Genomic DNA, 14,557 nt, shown 5'->3' with positions numbered 1-14,557 from the left:
GGAGCCTGCCCATGCGCCACTGGCCCATCACCGAACTGGAACTCTCCACCCCCGACCTCGTTCTACGTCTTCCCTCGGACGCGGAGCTCGACGAGCTCGCCCAGGTCGCCGCGGAAGGCGTCGTGCCCGACGGCGCCGTGTTCTTCCCGCAGCCCTGGGCCTCCGCCCCGCCGGCTGAGCGCGCCAGGAACGTCGTACAGAACCATTGGTGGGCGCGAGGCGACTGGAGCCGCGACGATTGGCGCCTTCTCCTGGCCGTCTTCCACGACGGCCAGGTCATCGGCCAGCAGAACCTATCCGCCCGCGACTTCGCCACGACAGGCGAGGCCCGCACGGGCTTCTGGCTCGGCCGCCGCTTCCAGGGTCAGGGCTACGGCACCCAGATGCGTGCCGCAGCCCTGGCCCTCGCATTCGACGGCCTCGACGCATCCCGGGTCACCTCCACTGCCTTCGCGGACAATGCTTCCTCCCGAGGCGTCTCGCGGAAGTTCGGCTATCAGCCCAATGGAGTGCACCGCATTGCCGTGGAAGGCCGGCCTCTCGATGCGTATGAGGAAGTCATCGCGTCAGCCGACTGGCAGGCGCATGACCGTCTCGTTCCGGTCGCGGTGACTGGTCTGTCCAGTGCCATCGAGTACTTCCGATGACCGACTCTCTGCCCAGTCCGGAGCCTGAGCGAACTCGACTGCCCATGTCGAGCCCGAAGAGTCGATCATTGCGTCGAGAACGCAGCATCGCCGAGCTCCAGCCAGGAGGCCGCCCGTGACCACCGTGACCGTCTTGCACCCCGGCGCCATGGGCTCCGCCGTCGCTGCCCAGGCCGCCGCAGCAGGCCACGAGGTGCTGTGGGTGCCCGAGGGACGAAGCGAAATCACCCGCGCGCGGGCACTGCAGGCGGGAGGGGTAGCGGTGAATTCCCTGACCGAGGCCCTGGAGCGCAGTGCGGTGGTTCTGGCCGTGTGTCCTCCGCAGGCAGCCGAGGACGTGGCCGAATCGGTCGCCGCTCAAGGCTTCGCCGGCGTTTACGTGGACGCCAACGCGATCAATCCGCAGCGCATGCATCGCATCGCCGAGGAGATCGCCCCTGGGGCAGTCGTGCTCGATGGCGCGATCTTTGGCCCTCCTCCCGGTGCACAGCGGGTTGCTCGTCTCTACCTCGCCGGGGACGAGTCGGCCATCGCCCTCGTGGAGACCCTGTTCAAGGACACCGCCCTGCACACACGCCAGGCGGCGAGTGGCGGTATCGGATCGGCCTCCGCTCTGAAGATGGCCTTCGCCAGCTACCAGAAGGCGGCTCGGACCCTCGCCGGCGTCGCGCACGCCCTCGCCGATGCCCACGGGGTCGGCGATGAGCTCACCGCGGAGGCCCAGGTCATGGCGTCCAACATCCTTTCCGACCCGGGGTACTTGCCCAGCGTGGCGGCACGGGCCTGGCGCTGGGTACCTGAGATGGAAGACATCGCCGACACCCTTCGTTCGGTCGGCCTGCCGACGGACATGGCTGAGGCCGCGATCTCCGTGATGTCACGCTGGGAAGACGACAAGGACCAGTACGACCTCCCGGTTGTCGACGCCCTGGCTCACCTTCGTGGCCAGGGAGATTGAGGGGGAATCGGCATGTCCTTGGGAGAGGCGCCTCAGCGGCCCGTTGCCGCTGCCGTCGTCGTGCGCGAGGGCCGGGTGCTGTTGGTGCGTCGGCGAATCGCGGAGGGGAACCTGTCGTGGCAGTTCCCGGCCGGCAAGGTCGAGCCGGGGGAGTCGCGCGAGGACGCCGCAGTCCGGGAGACGAAGGAGGAGACGGGTTTGGAGGTGGTCTCGCGCGGGCTGCTCGGTGAGCGAGTCCACCCTGCCAGCGGTCGCATGATGTCGTACACGGCCTGCGACGTGGTCAGCGGCAATGCACACGTGGCGGCTGCGCGGGAAGTCGCGGAGGTCGCTTGGATCACCCGCGCCCAGATCCCGGAGTACGTGCCACAAGGGCTCTTCGAACCAGTGCAGCAGTATCTGGACGTTGTACTCGGCTGACCCGTCCGCTGCCCGATACGAGCACGGACGGGTTTGGCATCCGCGACCTGGTCGCCGACATGGCGGCCCGAGACCGTCGGCGTACGCTGCCAGAGCTCCACCACTTCAGCCGCCGACTGGGAGTACCCGCGTGACCGAGCCGCAGCCCAAGCCCTTCCTGTACGTCGTCGTGTGCGCGGCCGGGGTCGCCGGCGATGTCGGCAGACTGATTACCGCTGCACAGGAGCGGGGCTGGGATGTGGGAGTGGTCGCCACACCCCAGGGGCTGGGCTTCCTGGACGCCGCGGCTGTCGAGGACCAGACCGGGTATCCAATTCGCTCGGCGTGGCGTTCACCCGGCGAGGCAAGGCCGTTCCCGCCGGCCGACGCCATCGCCGTCGCACCGGCCACCTTCAACACGGTCAACAAGTGGGCGGCCGGTTTCGCGGACAACCTCGCCCTCGGGATCCTGTGCGAGGCCAGCGGCATGGGAATCCCGACCGTGGTCCTTCCGTACGTGAACAGCGCCCTCGCTTCCCACCGGGCGTACCAGAGAAGCCTGGCCGAGCTCCGCGAGATGGGCGTCCTGGTCAGCAGCTACCAGCCTCACCCTCCCAAGTCCGGCGGAGGCGCCGACCGCTTCCCCTGGCCGGAGGCGGTCGAACTCCTGGCCCCAGCAATCCGCGCGGAGGGCGAACGTCCTTGAGCTACCTCACGGTCAGCGTGGACCGTGCAGGTACTCGAAGGCATCGGCATTACTGGACGAGGCGGAGCACTGGCCTTTGCTCCTGGACACCCAGCAGATCTCGAACTCGCCTGTTGGTCCACGCCAGTTCATGCGCCAGCTCGGAAACGGAGAGATTCGTTTCCTTGGCCGCCAGGTCGAAGGCCTGACCGAGCAGTGAGGGCTGCTCACCGGAGAAGTTCGAGACCGATTCCGGCGTGAAGCCGGGCTGGCCGTCGAGAGCGCGCAGGCGCTGGTACGTCCTGCTTGCGGTGGCGTCGGAAATCAGTCCCAGCTCACGGCATCGGTAGACGAGCGACTGGAGGGAGACCCCCCAGACTCCTCTCAGCTCTGCCAGCTTTGCGATATCCATCCTCCTGGGCAACAGTGGCAGGACGCTGGACTGAGGGGTCAGGAACTCGGCCGCGAAGGCGTCAGCCTCCTTCTCCTGACGGCTGTCACCGGTGGCGTCGCCGTGAAGCACGAGGTGGCCCAGTTCATGGGCGGCGGTGAACCGGTGCCGGTAGATGTCGTCCGCCCGGTTGGCGGTCAGAACGACGAGCGGCCGTGCGGCCCGGGTGGAGAACGCGTCCACGCTCGCGGCGGAAGGATCACTGGCAGGCGGCATCACCACCACGATCCCGTGGGACTCCATCCGCCTCACCAGGTGTGTGACAGGGCCGTCGCCGAGACCCCATCGCCTGCGGAGCTCACGGGCGGCGGACACGGGATCGGCGGACAGCTCCTCGCCGGGGTGGACCTCCCCACCAGCGAAGCCGGGCAGGTCGACAAGTGGCAACTGGATCCGCTGTTCCAGGGCGTACGTGAGCTCCCAGACCTGCTCGGCGAAGGCGAGAGCACGCTCTCGCTGGGACTTCGGCGTGCTGCGCAGGCTTCGGAAGTGCGCCATGGAGGCGTCGAGCCGGTTGGCCGGCCTTCCCAGCAGGAAGAACGTCACCGGAACCCCGAGGATCTCCGCGAGACGGGGGATCAAGTCAGGCCGTGGCTTCGAGACCCCCGTCTCGTACTGACCCACCGCGGCAGGCGTCACCCCGAGCTGTGCCGCCACGTCCTTCTTCGTCATCTCCGCCAGCCGACGGGCTTGTGTCAGCCGGGTGGGATCGAAGCCGTCGGAGATGGCACGCGGCGTGGCGCCTCGCTCTTCCGTACCGGGAATCAGGTCTTGCTTAGTGAGTCGCATCGTCTTCGCTGGTCTGGTCCTCGACGGGTTCTGCCTCGGTCTGAGCGGGTACGTGCAGGGCCCGGTCCGAGGCGGTTCGAGAGGACAGCGTAAGGGTGGGTTCGGTTCCGCCGGCGAAGCTGGTGTGCGCCGTGATCGGGTGCGGAATGCTGATCGGTCGCGGCGTGTACGAGGTGACCGACTGCGGCAGGTGGAGCGGCTCGGGATCGGTGGTCCATTCCAGCCGGCGGTTCACCCCGAGCGCCGCGATGCCCCAGTACGCCTCGAGCAGCTCGGAGGCGTTGCAGGCGAAGGGCACCAGGATCAACTGGGTGCCCTGTGGGACGGTCGCCAAAGCGCCGCGCGGTTCGGCGGTCGGGACAGCCGGCCCGAAGTCGAGGTCGAACGGGTCCTGGGTGTGCTTCGGCGCCGGCGCGAAGGTGAAGAGCTCCCGTACCAGCCGCGACTCGCTGGGGATTCGCGCGCTGCCCACGTCGGACTTGGTCTTGGAGTACCGGAACGGGTAGAGCAGCCCGTTGCCGATGAGCATCAGCTCATAGGAGAACCCGAAGGGCTGTACCGCGCGGGCGCCGGGCAGGTCCTTGAGTTCGTCCTGCAGTCGTTCGTACTGGTTCTCATACCGGCTGCTGCCGTAGGTGCGGGTGGTGCGGGATGCTGTTTGGTCCTGTGCGGCCTGTGCGTTGGCCTGCATGTTGCGAAGGCCCTGTCCGACGCCGAGGCGTACAGCTGCGGCCTGATCGCCGAACACGTCGGTCGCCCACGGCGACGGAGGCACACTCATGCGGACGACTCCTAGGGTCGGACTACGCATCGAAGCATTCCAGTGCGTCCCTGACTTTAGTTGACGTCGAAGATTTTGCACAACTGCTTCTGTGTTCGGCGTGTTCGACCGCCGCGGCCCATCGCTGGGCGAGCTCTACCGCAACGGGCGCGTTACGTCCCCCGCGTGGATGAACGTCGTTTACCGCTGGTCAACCCACCCCGCCGACAGGGGCTGGCTGCTGCACTGAAATCGCCAACGACCAAGGAGATAGCCCCACATGATCGAACGAGTCCGTGCCGTCCTCGTCACCGCTGACGACATGATGCTGGTCATCCGCCGCACCAAGCCCGGAGCTCCCGTGTACTGGGTGCTGCCCGGCGGCGGGGTCGAGGAGAGCGATGAGTCCCGGGAGGCCGCACTCCACCGGGAGATCCATGAGGAGATCGCGGGGAAGGCCGACATCATCCGCCTCCTGCACACGATGGAGTCCGACGACGAGCGTCAGCTCTTCTACCTCGCCCGCATCGCGACGTGGTCCTTCGAGGACCGGACCGGCTCCGAGTTCGGCGCCGTGGGACGCGGCGAATACGCGTTGGAGGAGATCCCGCTGACCGTGGAGGGGCTTGACGGCATCGACCTCAAGCCCGAGGAGATCGCTCATGTCCTGCGGGGCGCCGTTGGTGCTGACACCCTCGGGGCCGGGGCCGGGGCCGGGGCCGGGGCCGCGGGCTAGCGGTCGACCATGTGAACATGCCACCGGGGCCAACGCTGCTTTGCGTTGGCCCCGGTCACATTCTCAGAAGGTGTACGGGGTGAAGGGGCGAGGGGGCTCGATCACGAAGCGAAGCCGCCGATCGAATTCGGCCCTCTCGTCCTCGGTCATGAGCTCGACGGCGTTGCCGAGGGTCTTCGTAGTGAGCTGTTCCATGAACGGGGCGAGGAACTGCTGCAGGGCTTCGGGCGCGTCCTCCCACTTGCGCACGTAGTCCCGGTAGCGCTTGAACTGTTCGGAGGCCTCTTCGACCTCGGCGCGGACGGCCTGGAAGGCCGTGGTCTGCTCTTCCTTGGTGAAGGGGTGGCCGTCACGGTGGGACCAGGTGTTGGTGTCGGGTCGGTACTTCCAGTCCGCGTCGCAGAGCAGCGCGACGATGTGGGGTCGGATTTCGGTTTCGGGCATACGGGTGCTCCTCGAAGGGGTGCGGGAAGGGCGATGTATCAAGGATCTGGAGAATCCCCGGTTTGGCTGACCGGGGATCGTCGGCTACCTTCAGCGGCTCTTCTTTGGTCAGCGCCCTCGGGTTAGGTCGCTCGCTGCCTTGGTCGTCAGTTGCGCGGCCGGAGGCGCAGGCGGGGTGCGCCGGTTGCCTCGGGCGGGCCGGGTGTCGGGGGCGGCGGGTAGGTGGGCACTGCGGCGCAGGCGCCAGACGAGGACATCGCTGATCGATGTTGCGGTGTCGAGCTCTCGGCGGCGCGTGGCTTCGGCGAGCAGGGCGGTTGGGTCGTGTCCGATGCTCTCGGCATCGGCGAGAGTGGCGGCCAAGGCGGGCCAGCCGGGCTCAGCCAGGACGCGTTCGGCCAGTTCAGGCAGTGCCTGGTGGACGAGGCGGGCCTGCCGCTGCTGGACATGCGGGGCCAGGCGTTGGCCTTGCTGCTGCAGGACCGCCATGGGCTGGGCTGCGGCTGTCCGGTAGGCGGCGCGGAGGTGTTCGGCTGCCTGGAGGGCGGCGACAGCCTGCTGGGCGTGGTTCCTCTTGGCGTGCCAGGCGGCCGCTGCCACGGCGAGGAAGAACGCCATGTCGATCAGCATCGCGCCCGTGGCGCTCTCTTCGCCTCGGCCAAGGGCCGGACCGCTGTGGACGAGGTCGCGGGCAGCTTGGCGTAGGGCGCGGTCGTGGCCGCGTTCGGCGCGTATGTGGGAGCGGGTTGCCCGCTCGAAGGCCGTAGCTGCTTGCCTCAGCTGGGTGCGGGTGTGGGCGGCGGAGGTCTTGGCGAGGGCGTCGAGGACTTCGCCGGCGGCTGCGATCTGGGCGGCCACGGTCCCGTCGTCGCCGTGATCGATGAGGAGGACGGCTTGCCAGAGAGCACCGGTGGCACGGCGCCGGGTGGACGCGGGAGCGCTCGCCTGGGCGGTCGTCGGCTGGGTCGGCGCGTCGGTCCAGCGTTCGCGGAGGCGGGGCAGGGAGAGGTCGGGGGCGAGTTTCGACCCGGAGTAGTGGACGGGTGCCCCGTCCTTGTTGCGATCCTCGGGCAGGGCGACGGTGTAGCCGAGGGTGTCACCGGAGGGGGCGATGCGGCGGCGGATGAGGAGGCCGGCGGAGGCGAGGCGGTCGAAGAACTCCGTCTCCGAGGCGGTGCCCGCGGCGGCGCGGCGGACGGTCTCGCGCAGTTCCTCACGGGCGGCACGGTCCCGGCCCCGGCGCTTGGCTTTGTGCTGTTCGGCGCTGGTGGGGCGCTTGGCGGCGGTGCCGTCGCCGGGAGCCACGCGGTGGAGGTCGTAGTCGGCTTCGATGCGGCGGCATTCGGTCTGGGCGCGCTTGCCGGAGCGGTGGTGGTCGGGTTTGCGGCCGTCTTCGCGTACGAGGGTGGCGATGAGGTGGATGTGGTCGTCGGCGTGGCGGACGGCGGCCCAGCGGCAGCCGGCTCCGTCGCCGGGGTCGATGCCGGTGGCGGCGATGACGCGACGGGCGATCTCCGCCCACTCGGCGTCCGTGAGCGTCCGGTCGCCGGGGGCGGCGCGGACGGAGGCGTGCCAGACGTGCTTGTCCGGGCGGGTGTCCGCGGGCAGGAGGTGGAGGGGTTCGTCGAGGAGCTGCTGGAGGTCCTCCTCGGTGGCGTAGGGGTTGCGGCCGGGGTCGGGGGCGAGGCCGTCGAATGAGGCGACCAGGTGCGGGTCGGTGTGCTCTTCGCTGCGCCCGGGGCCGTAGAGGTAGGCGATCAGGCCGGCGGTGCTCCCGCCCTGCGGATGGATGGAGGGGATCAAGCGGCCCAGGTTCCTTCGGGGTTGGTCATGCGGGTGGTGACGCGCTGGATGTCCTCGGCGGCGCGGAGGACGGTGGCGATGGTGTCGTCGAGTCCTTCGGGGGCGATGCCCAGGTGCAGTGCTTTGACTGCCTGGTTGAGGTTGTTGTTGGCGATGCCGAGCTGACGGCGCAGGGCGAACAGGGTGGTGAGGACGTCTTGGGTGGTGGCGATGACGGCGGAGGTGCGGTGCAGGTCGCGGGCGGCGGTGAGTCCGCTGTGGGCGAGGAAGCCGGCCAGTCGCATGCCGACGGCAGCGGCGCCGGCGGAGGCGAGCTCGTGCTCGGGTTCGCTGAGGCGGACGCTGATGGCTCGGCGCTGCTTGCTGGCGCGGATGCGGGGCTTGCCCCGGGGCCTGTCAGGCTGCGGTCCGCCCTCGGCCGCAGCCTTCCCGTCCCGTGCCCCCTGGCGCGGGACGCGGCCCGCCACCCCCGGGGCGGGCTCTGGTTCGGATGCACCCCCGACGGGGGAGTGTCCGAACCTCCAACTTGCTCCCTCTGAGGCTGGAAGCGAGGGCACGTGCTCGTCGTGGTTGGGACGGTCGTGCGGTGGGTTGTGCATGTGTGTCCTTGAAGAGGTAGAGGCTCGGGATTTGAAGGGCTGATGGGTCGGGCCGGCGCCTGTGGGGACCGCTTGCTCGTGACGCGCGACGCTGCCGGTGCTGTCCGGGGACTGTCCGGGGACTGGGCGGGGACGGTCCCGTTCCGGGAGGTGCCCGGTCCCCAGTGGCATGGGTGGGGGGACCGGTCCCGTCTCGGTCCCCGTAACCGGTGGGTGGGGACGGTCCCCGATGTGGCGAACTCGCGGTCCCCGCAAGGTCTCAGGGCGGTCCCGGATTGTGGGGACCGTGGGGACGGTCCCCACCGAGGCGGAAGATTTCAGGGGATTGACCTGCGGAAACAGAGTTGGGGACCGGTCCCCGTGGGGCCCGGCGCGCGCAGCGCAATCAGGCGACGGTCCCCACTGCCGCGCCGTGAACCGGGACGGTCCCCGATCGACTGCCGCCGGTCCCCTCCGGGGGAGACTCCCGTCAGGCGGGACGGGGGACCGGGCTGGCGACGGGGACCGCGATCGGGGACCGCGATCGAGACGGGACCGGGGTGGGGCAGAGATGGGGACGGTCCCCGAATGGCTCGGTCAGCGGTTCAGTCCCCTCGATGACGGGACCGAGCTGGGTGGGGACCGTGGTGGTCAGGAGCCTGACGGCTGGGCGCGTCGGCGGTCCGAGCCGGTGAGGATGACGCGGGTGGTCATCTCTGCCAGGCGGGAGGCGACTCGGTCCCCGACTGCGTTGCGGAGTTCCGCGATCGGCAGGTTGGTGGTGATCAGGGTCGGGAGCATTTCGGTGTAGCGGCGGTTGATCAGCCGGTACGTCAGCTCCTCGGTCCACTCGGACTGCTTGGCAGCGCCGAGGTCGTCCAGGATCAGCAGCGGGCACCGGCCGAGCTCCTGGATCTCCCGCTCGGGGTCGTGGTGGGGACGGGGCCGGAGCTGGGCGTAGAGGTCGGCGGAGGTGACTGCCTGCCAGCGCAGACGGACTCCGGCGGCCAGCAATGAGCGGACGGCTCCGTAGGCCTGATGGGTCTTCCCGATGCCCGTGGGCCCGGCGATCAGCAGCGAGGGGCCGTAGGCGATGCCCCGGGTACCGGCCGGCCCGTTCCGCCCGGCGCCGGTGACCGCCTCCACCCAGCCCATGACTTCGGGTTGGGTGGCGAGTGCCTCGCGGTAGCGGGGCGGGATGCGGCGGTCGGCGAGTTCCAGGGCGGTCACGGGCTCCACGGTGGGCCCGGCGGGGGCGGCGTCGGGGTCGATGCCCTTGGCGGCGAGGATGGCATGGAGACGGGCTGCCAGGGCGCCAGCACGCTGGGGTTCGCGGGTCGCGGTGGTCACAGCTGGCCTCCGTAAGCGGCTTCGGCGTCACCGGGGTTGGTGTACGGCTGAGGGGCCCTGCGGGCGCCAGCAGTGGCCTGGGGCGGGTTCATGGCCTCGTTGACCAGGCTGGACAGCAGGCTCGGGTAGAGGCTCTTGAGGCGCATGCGGTCGACCCCGGCTCGGATGTGGTCCGGGTCGATGCCTTCGTGCAGCAACTTGCTGATCTCCCGGCCGACATGGCCCAGGACCCTCTCCGGAGGGCGCTTCCCGCACGCGGCGGCGTACTCGGCGACCAGTTGCTGGGCCGTTGCGGTCTGGGGTGTGGTGGGGGCGCTCGCGCCTCCCAACGGAGATCCTAGATCCATGATCCTAGGTCCTAGATCCGGACCGTGAGGGCTCGGCGCAGGCCTACGCACCTCCCCCTGATGCTGCACGGAGGGCTCACTGAATCCGTCCTGACCTGCGGATACGGGGATCATCGAAGCGGCATGAGGTGCGGGTGCGAGCTCCGGGACGGTTGCCTGATGGGGCAGGGACGCCTCACGGAGCCCTCCCTTCGCCAGCGGTGAAGTCAGGGGTACCCGGCCGCCGTCGTGGTAGGGGCAGTTCGGGTGCCGGACACCGCTGGGGCGGTTGACCTTCTGGTGCTTGGAGAAGGTCACGATGTGCAGGTACCGCTTGCCGTCCTCGCCCTCGTACCGGCAGATGAGTTCATTGCCGGCGAGTTGGGTGAGGTCGTCCTCGACCTCGATCGGGCCGTGTTCGGGGCGCAGGGACCACAAGAGGCCCGCGATGACGGCGGACTGGTCACGGAACCGGCCGTGGTCGTCGGCCTGGGTGAGCAGACCGAAGAACGTCCGCTCCGCGGTGATGCTGACGGCGGCCAGCGATTCGGAGCTGAAGGCTTCCGGCTTGATGGTGCGGATGCGTGCCATGCCTATCGCCCCGCCTTCGCCTGCTGCGGGGACGGCGACGCCGGGGTGGGCGCGGGTGTGCGGACGGCTGCTTCGGCCGTACTGTTGGGCATAGACGTTCCTCAGATCCGTTCAGGAGTGGGCGGTTTGGACAAGGGGCTCCCATCGGCTCTCGGCGCTGCAACGCCGGGAGCCGATTCCTTTGTCAGGGGTGCTTGGCCAAGACAGCCACACCCAGCCCGCGCAACTCCAGCGAATCCGCACTCGAAAAGCGTCAGAGCGCATCGCTGATCGCGAACGTCTTCACAGTAAGGGCGAATCCCCGGTTGACCAAAAAGTCGACGGCCTAGGGAGAGCGGCGAAGATCGCACCCCGAAAGCAATTGACCGGGGTAGGCGAGGCGATCTATGTTTCCGCCGCCCGGAGCAACTGATGGTGAGCGTACCTCTGTGGTCCGAGATGGGTCGTAGTTCCGCAATGGCTGTCTATGCGGGAATCGCCAGTTCGTTCTCCGCGAAACGGGCCCCAAAGTCCCATGTCTGGGCTTCCGCGATTACGAGAACCCGGGAACCCGAGCTACAACAGACGCATGCCCCGAAGAGCTACGGAAATCGGTCCCGCCGGAGAACGGACCGCCGGCGCCATCGAGCGCCTGCGCACCTCGCGCGGATTCGCCCAGCGCGAGCTCGCTGCCCGTGTCACCGAGCTCGGCCACCCCATGACCAACACCATGCTGTCCCGCATCGAACGCACCCGCCGACGCTGCGACGTGGATGACCTCGTCGCCATTGCGGCCGCCCTTGGTGTCTCCCCACTCGCCTTGCTCCAGCCCGCGACGTAGGGGTCCGGGGTGGGTGCGCTGTGACGCCGCCCCGGCTTATACCCGACGATCCCCGGTCAGCCAAACCGGGGATTCTCCAGACCATAGAAGTAGTCCGCTCCACCTGCCTGACAGCAAGCGGGGGCGGGCTCGTCATGCCCGATGTCCGTCGCCGCAGGTTGCCGACGGAAGACCCCGAAGGTTCGATACGTGCGAAGTGTTGCTTGTGACAGTGAATTGCTGGCGAATGCCCCTATGCCTCCCCGTGTGTCGCCGCTGGGGAGGGGGTTTCTGAACGTCCGTGAAGCTGCCGAATACCTGGGGCTGTCGCCCTGCACCCTTTACGTGTGGCGGCACCGTCGCCAAGGTCCGCCGAGTTTTCGGATGGGGCGGAGCGGACGTGTGATGTACCGGATCGAAACGCTTGACGAGTGGATCCGGGAACAGGAGCAGGCAGACTCCCGCAGTAATACCTCCCTAAGCCCGGTGAATGCCGTCCCGCAGCGCCGCGCCGGGTATCCGGCCACGACCTGACCGATCTACCCGACCTTACCGCCCGCCCTACGCCCAACCCTTACCCCGAGGAATTCTTTGGCTGGCTATATCGAAGACCGTTGGATCAAAAAGAAGAAGGATCCCGTCACAGGGAAGCGTGAGCGTACGACCCGTTACGGAAAGGGGTCCCGATATCGTGTCGCTGGAATCCCCGGCGTCCGGGACATGTCGTTCGACGTGCTGGAGGACGCCAAGGGGTGGCTCCGGCGGTCCGGCACCGACAGTGAACGAGGCGAGTTCGTCGACCCGCGCGACGGCTCCATCACCTTGACGGACTTCGTCACGCGCCACTGGCGTGCCGGCGTTCGCGGCGCGCCCGGCACGGTCAAGCGAGTTGACGAGCGTGTACGACTCCACATCCTTCCGCACCTCGGTGCTGTGGCGCTGCGCGACGTGTCGGCGACCGTCCTGCGCGGCTACATAGCCACGCTCGGAGGCGAGTGCTCTCCGCGGTACGCCCGGCAGATCCTCACCTCGCTGTCGAACATCTTCGAGACCGCGATCGACGACAAGCGCCTTGTTCGCAACCCGATGCGGGCCAAGACGGTGCGTTGGCCGAAGGCCCCCGACGAGGATCGTGACGCGTGGCCGCTGGCAACGGCACAGAGGGTGCGGGACGTGATCAATCCTCGCTACCGGATCGCGGTTGTCGTCGCGCTGGGGTGTGGGCTGCGCCAGGGAGAGGTGTTCGGGCTGTCGCCGAGGGACATCGACTTCGAACGCGGCGTGATCCGAGTGCGCAGGCAGGTGCAACTTCTCTCCGGGCGCCTCTACTTCGCCCTGCCCAAGGGCGGCAAGACGCGCATCGTCGACATGCCCCGGTCGGTGGCCACGGAACTGGCCGCGTACTTCCTCGACCATCCGGCGGTCGACGTCGAGCTCCCCTGGGGCGGACCGGAGCCCGACCGGGAGAAGCAGAGCTTCCCGCTCGTCCTCACGACGACGTACGGCAACGCCATCCGCGCCAACATCTTCAACGACGAGGCCTGGAAGCCAGCCCTCGCCGCGGCTGGAGTCATTCCCGTACGGGAGAAGGGCGCGCGGTGGAAGGCTTCGCGCAAGGACGGCTTCCACGTGCTCCGGCACACTTACGCGTCGGTCCTCCTCGAAGCGGGCGAGTCCATCGTCACGCTCGCCCGGTGGCTCGGTCACTCAAGTCCGACCATCACCCTCGACCACTACGCCCACTTCATGCCGGAGGCCGGCGGTAAGGGTCGCGCGGCCATCGACGCACTACTCGGCACGGCGCCCGAGTACATACCTGAGGACCTCGTTTTCTCTCACGGCAGCATCTGAGGGCCCGTACCAACAGCGGTCGCCTGCGCCCGGCAATGTTCCAGTCCAGCCGTCACTTCCGCCTGGTCCGGGCCGTCCTCGGTTGCCAGGAGTTCCCCGGCCGTAACCATGGCCGCCCAGAACTCGGGAGGTGAGCCCCGCCCGTTCCGGAACATGGTCCGTGCGAAGAGCAGGAAGATCTTCGTGAGCTCCCCGGTGCGAAACCAGGGGATCATGCCGCCAGCAAAGCCTCCGCGGGCGGAGGCGGCAGTCCACAGCAGTTCGCGGATCCGCTCGCCGCGACCGTCCAGCACTTGGTCCACGACGAACACGTGCCCACAGGCGAGGAGCATGGCGACGATATCTTCCTCTCCCGCCTCGAACTCGTCGAAGAGGGGCCGTGCCTCGTGGATTCGAGCTTCGGCGTCCGGCCGGGACACTCCCAGGGCCAGACATAGGGCCAACGCGCAGGCATCCCAGTCGCCGGTGCGCGCGGCCAGTTCGGCGAAGACCTCCTCCTCGCCCTGTCCGGCGGCCAGCATCTCGCGGGCCTCCAGAACGAGCGCGTCCCCGCCTTCCCCGTGCTTCATGGCCAGAGGCTACAGCGATGCTCGAACGCGATAGAGGGGCGCGGTGACTTGAGCGTTCCGTCATTCCCGTGATTCCGGCTGGTCGTGCAGGTGACGACGCTGGGTTCAGCGGCAGAGGTCCCATGATGGTGTCGTCGAAGTCGGGGAACTCCCGGGTCGCCAGCTCGATCACGGCTGCCGCCGACCGGCGCTGGTGCGGTGCGAATCCTTCGGCGATGGCTGCCAGCTCCGGATTGGGCTGCGCCTTCCAGTCCGGCTCGTAGGACGTGGCGGCTTCCCAGGGGCCGAAGCCGTCGGCCAGTAGCCACAGGAAGGCGCCCAGGTCGCGTGCTACGACACCGGTCTCGCCCTCGGAGCCGAGGAAGACGATGGGCTGCTCGGCCAGAGGGCGGCTCGGGCGGATGAGCCAGATCGCCGCATACCCGCCCGTGCCGTCTTGTCCGAACACGCGGAAGTCGTTGCCGTCCAGTTCGCTGTTCCCGGTCCATGCCTGGAACCAGTCGGTGGTCTCGGCAGCGGACAGGAAGGCAGGGAAGGGTTCGAAGTCGACCCCGGTCTTCCCGTCGGCGTAGTCGAATCGAACGGCCATCGCGGTGGCGAGCGCGGCGGGGAACTGGCGGTCATCGGTGGGCTTCACGGAGACAGGCTAGACAGGGGGTCGGACATCGACGCCCCACGGGCAAGGTCGTTGGACCACTGCCGGCTTGTAGTCGTCGGGGGAGACAGGACAGGCCTGGTCGCGACAACGGGTGGCACAGCATCTGCTGTGCCACCCGTTGTCGTTACCCTCCGCAACCGAGTGCCGTCAAGGGTGGTCGGCG

The 14,557-nt window shown here is 68.6% G+C and carries 16 protein-coding genes and 1 pseudogene; 8 read left to right on the top strand and 9 right to left on the bottom strand.

Going from position 1 to position 14,557, the window contains the following annotated elements; translation table 11 throughout:
• Window positions 1–11: 11 nt before the first annotated feature.
• The 4 genes from ACFCZ1_RS17240 (at window position 12) to ACFCZ1_RS17225 (ending at window position 2,710) form a co-directional block, all read left to right on the top strand.
• A complete protein-coding gene (locus tag ACFCZ1_RS17240) occupies window positions 12–647 on the top strand; it encodes a GNAT family N-acetyltransferase (protein ID WP_376679101.1) in 636 nt (211 codons plus the stop codon).
• 115 nt (window positions 648–762) lie between these two features.
• On the top strand, window positions 763–1,605 hold the full coding sequence (locus ACFCZ1_RS17235; RefSeq protein ID WP_376679100.1) for a DUF1932 domain-containing protein: 843 nt from the start codon (window positions 763–765) through the stop codon (window positions 1,603–1,605).
• 12 nt (window positions 1,606–1,617) lie between these two features.
• Entirely contained in the window at window positions 1,618–2,025 is a 408-nt protein-coding gene (locus tag ACFCZ1_RS17230; RefSeq protein ID WP_376679099.1) for an NUDIX hydrolase, read from the top strand.
• Window positions 2,026–2,155: 130 nt separating this feature from the next.
• Window positions 2,156–2,710, top strand: coding sequence for a flavoprotein (locus tag ACFCZ1_RS17225; protein WP_376679098.1), 555 nt, complete (start codon window positions 2,156–2,158; stop codon window positions 2,708–2,710).
• Between the two features lie 49 nt (window positions 2,711–2,759).
• On the opposite strand, the gene ACFCZ1_RS17220 is transcribed toward ACFCZ1_RS17225, so the two are convergent.
• Entirely contained in the window at window positions 2,760–3,929 is a 1,170-nt protein-coding gene (locus ACFCZ1_RS17220; RefSeq protein WP_376679097.1) for a helix-turn-helix domain-containing protein, read from the bottom strand.
• The gene (locus ACFCZ1_RS17215) at window positions 3,916–4,710 is read right to left on the bottom strand and encodes a hypothetical protein (protein WP_376679096.1); all 795 of its coding nucleotides are present in this window, start codon (window positions 4,708–4,710) and stop codon (window positions 3,916–3,918) included. The genes ACFCZ1_RS17220 and ACFCZ1_RS17215 overlap by 14 nt, the downstream gene beginning before the upstream one ends.
• Window positions 4,711–4,969: 259 nt before the next feature.
• Here ACFCZ1_RS17215 and ACFCZ1_RS17210 point away from each other — a divergent pair, with 259 nt between their 5' ends.
• The gene (locus tag ACFCZ1_RS17210; RefSeq protein ID WP_376679095.1) at window positions 4,970–5,425 is read left to right on the top strand and encodes an NUDIX domain-containing protein; all 456 of its coding nucleotides are present in this window, start codon (window positions 4,970–4,972) and stop codon (window positions 5,423–5,425) included.
• 63 nt (window positions 5,426–5,488) lie between these two features.
• Here ACFCZ1_RS17210 and ACFCZ1_RS17205 read toward each other — a convergent pair whose 3' ends face one another.
• The 5 genes from ACFCZ1_RS17205 to ACFCZ1_RS17185 all read right to left on the bottom strand — a co-directional run bounded on the left by ACFCZ1_RS17205 (window position 5,489) and on the right by ACFCZ1_RS17185 (window position 10,517).
• Window positions 5,489–5,869, bottom strand: coding sequence for a hypothetical protein (locus tag ACFCZ1_RS17205; RefSeq protein ID WP_376679094.1), 381 nt, complete (start codon window positions 5,867–5,869; stop codon window positions 5,489–5,491).
• Between the two features lie 108 nt (window positions 5,870–5,977).
• Window positions 5,978–7,672: a relaxase/mobilization nuclease domain-containing protein gene (locus ACFCZ1_RS17200; protein WP_376679093.1), complete on the bottom strand. Its 1,695-nt coding sequence runs from the start codon at window positions 7,670–7,672 to the stop codon at window positions 5,978–5,980.
• On the bottom strand, window positions 7,669–8,139 hold the full coding sequence (locus ACFCZ1_RS17195) for a plasmid mobilization relaxosome protein MobC (protein ID WP_376679092.1): 471 nt from the start codon (window positions 8,137–8,139) through the stop codon (window positions 7,669–7,671). The genes ACFCZ1_RS17200 and ACFCZ1_RS17195 overlap by 4 nt, the downstream gene beginning before the upstream one ends.
• A 762-nt stretch (window positions 8,140–8,901) precedes the next feature.
• Entirely contained in the window at window positions 8,902–9,600 is a 699-nt protein-coding gene (locus ACFCZ1_RS17190; protein ID WP_376679091.1) for an ATP-binding protein, read from the bottom strand.
• On the bottom strand, window positions 9,597–10,517 hold the full coding sequence (locus ACFCZ1_RS17185) for a hypothetical protein (RefSeq protein WP_376679090.1): 921 nt from the start codon (window positions 10,515–10,517) through the stop codon (window positions 9,597–9,599). The genes ACFCZ1_RS17190 and ACFCZ1_RS17185 overlap by 4 nt, the downstream gene beginning before the upstream one ends.
• A gap of 568 nt (window positions 10,518–11,085) precedes the next feature.
• Here ACFCZ1_RS17185 and ACFCZ1_RS17180 point away from each other — a divergent pair.
• The 3 genes from ACFCZ1_RS17180 to ACFCZ1_RS17170 all read left to right on the top strand — a co-directional run bounded on the left by ACFCZ1_RS17180 (window position 11,086) and on the right by ACFCZ1_RS17170 (window position 13,167).
• On the top strand, window positions 11,086–11,337 hold the full coding sequence (locus tag ACFCZ1_RS17180; RefSeq protein WP_267040274.1) for a helix-turn-helix domain-containing protein: 252 nt from the start codon (window positions 11,086–11,088) through the stop codon (window positions 11,335–11,337).
• 141 nt (window positions 11,338–11,478) lie between these two features.
• Complete coding sequence (locus tag ACFCZ1_RS17175; RefSeq protein WP_376679089.1) at window positions 11,479–11,850, top strand: helix-turn-helix transcriptional regulator; 372 nt, start codon at window positions 11,479–11,481, stop codon at window positions 11,848–11,850.
• Window positions 11,851–11,907: 57 nt separating this feature from the next.
• Window positions 11,908–13,167 carry a tyrosine-type recombinase/integrase gene (locus ACFCZ1_RS17170; RefSeq protein ID WP_376679088.1) on the top strand — a complete coding sequence of 420 codons (1,260 nt, stop codon included), beginning with the start codon at window positions 11,908–11,910 and terminating at the stop codon, window positions 13,165–13,167.
• Here ACFCZ1_RS17170 and ACFCZ1_RS17165 read toward each other — a convergent pair.
• Together ACFCZ1_RS17165 and ACFCZ1_RS17160 are read right to left on the bottom strand one after the other, a co-directional pair.
• On the bottom strand, window positions 13,152–13,736 hold the full coding sequence (locus ACFCZ1_RS17165) for a hypothetical protein (RefSeq protein ID WP_376679087.1): 585 nt from the start codon (window positions 13,734–13,736) through the stop codon (window positions 13,152–13,154). The two genes, ACFCZ1_RS17170 and ACFCZ1_RS17165, sit on opposite strands and share 16 nt — an antisense overlap.
• A gap of 121 nt (window positions 13,737–13,857) precedes the next feature.
• Window positions 13,858–14,373, bottom strand: a pseudogene (locus tag ACFCZ1_RS17160) (SMI1/KNR4 family protein); the annotation flags it as partial.
• Window positions 14,374–14,557: the final 184 nt, after the last annotated feature.

It is taken from the genome of Streptomyces sp. NPDC056224, from assembly GCF_042267665.1.
Lineage (GTDB): Bacteria > Actinomycetota > Actinomycetes > Streptomycetales > Streptomycetaceae > Streptomyces.
Note: the sequence above shows the minus strand (reverse complement) of the source record. Positions and strands in the feature narration are given on the sequence as shown.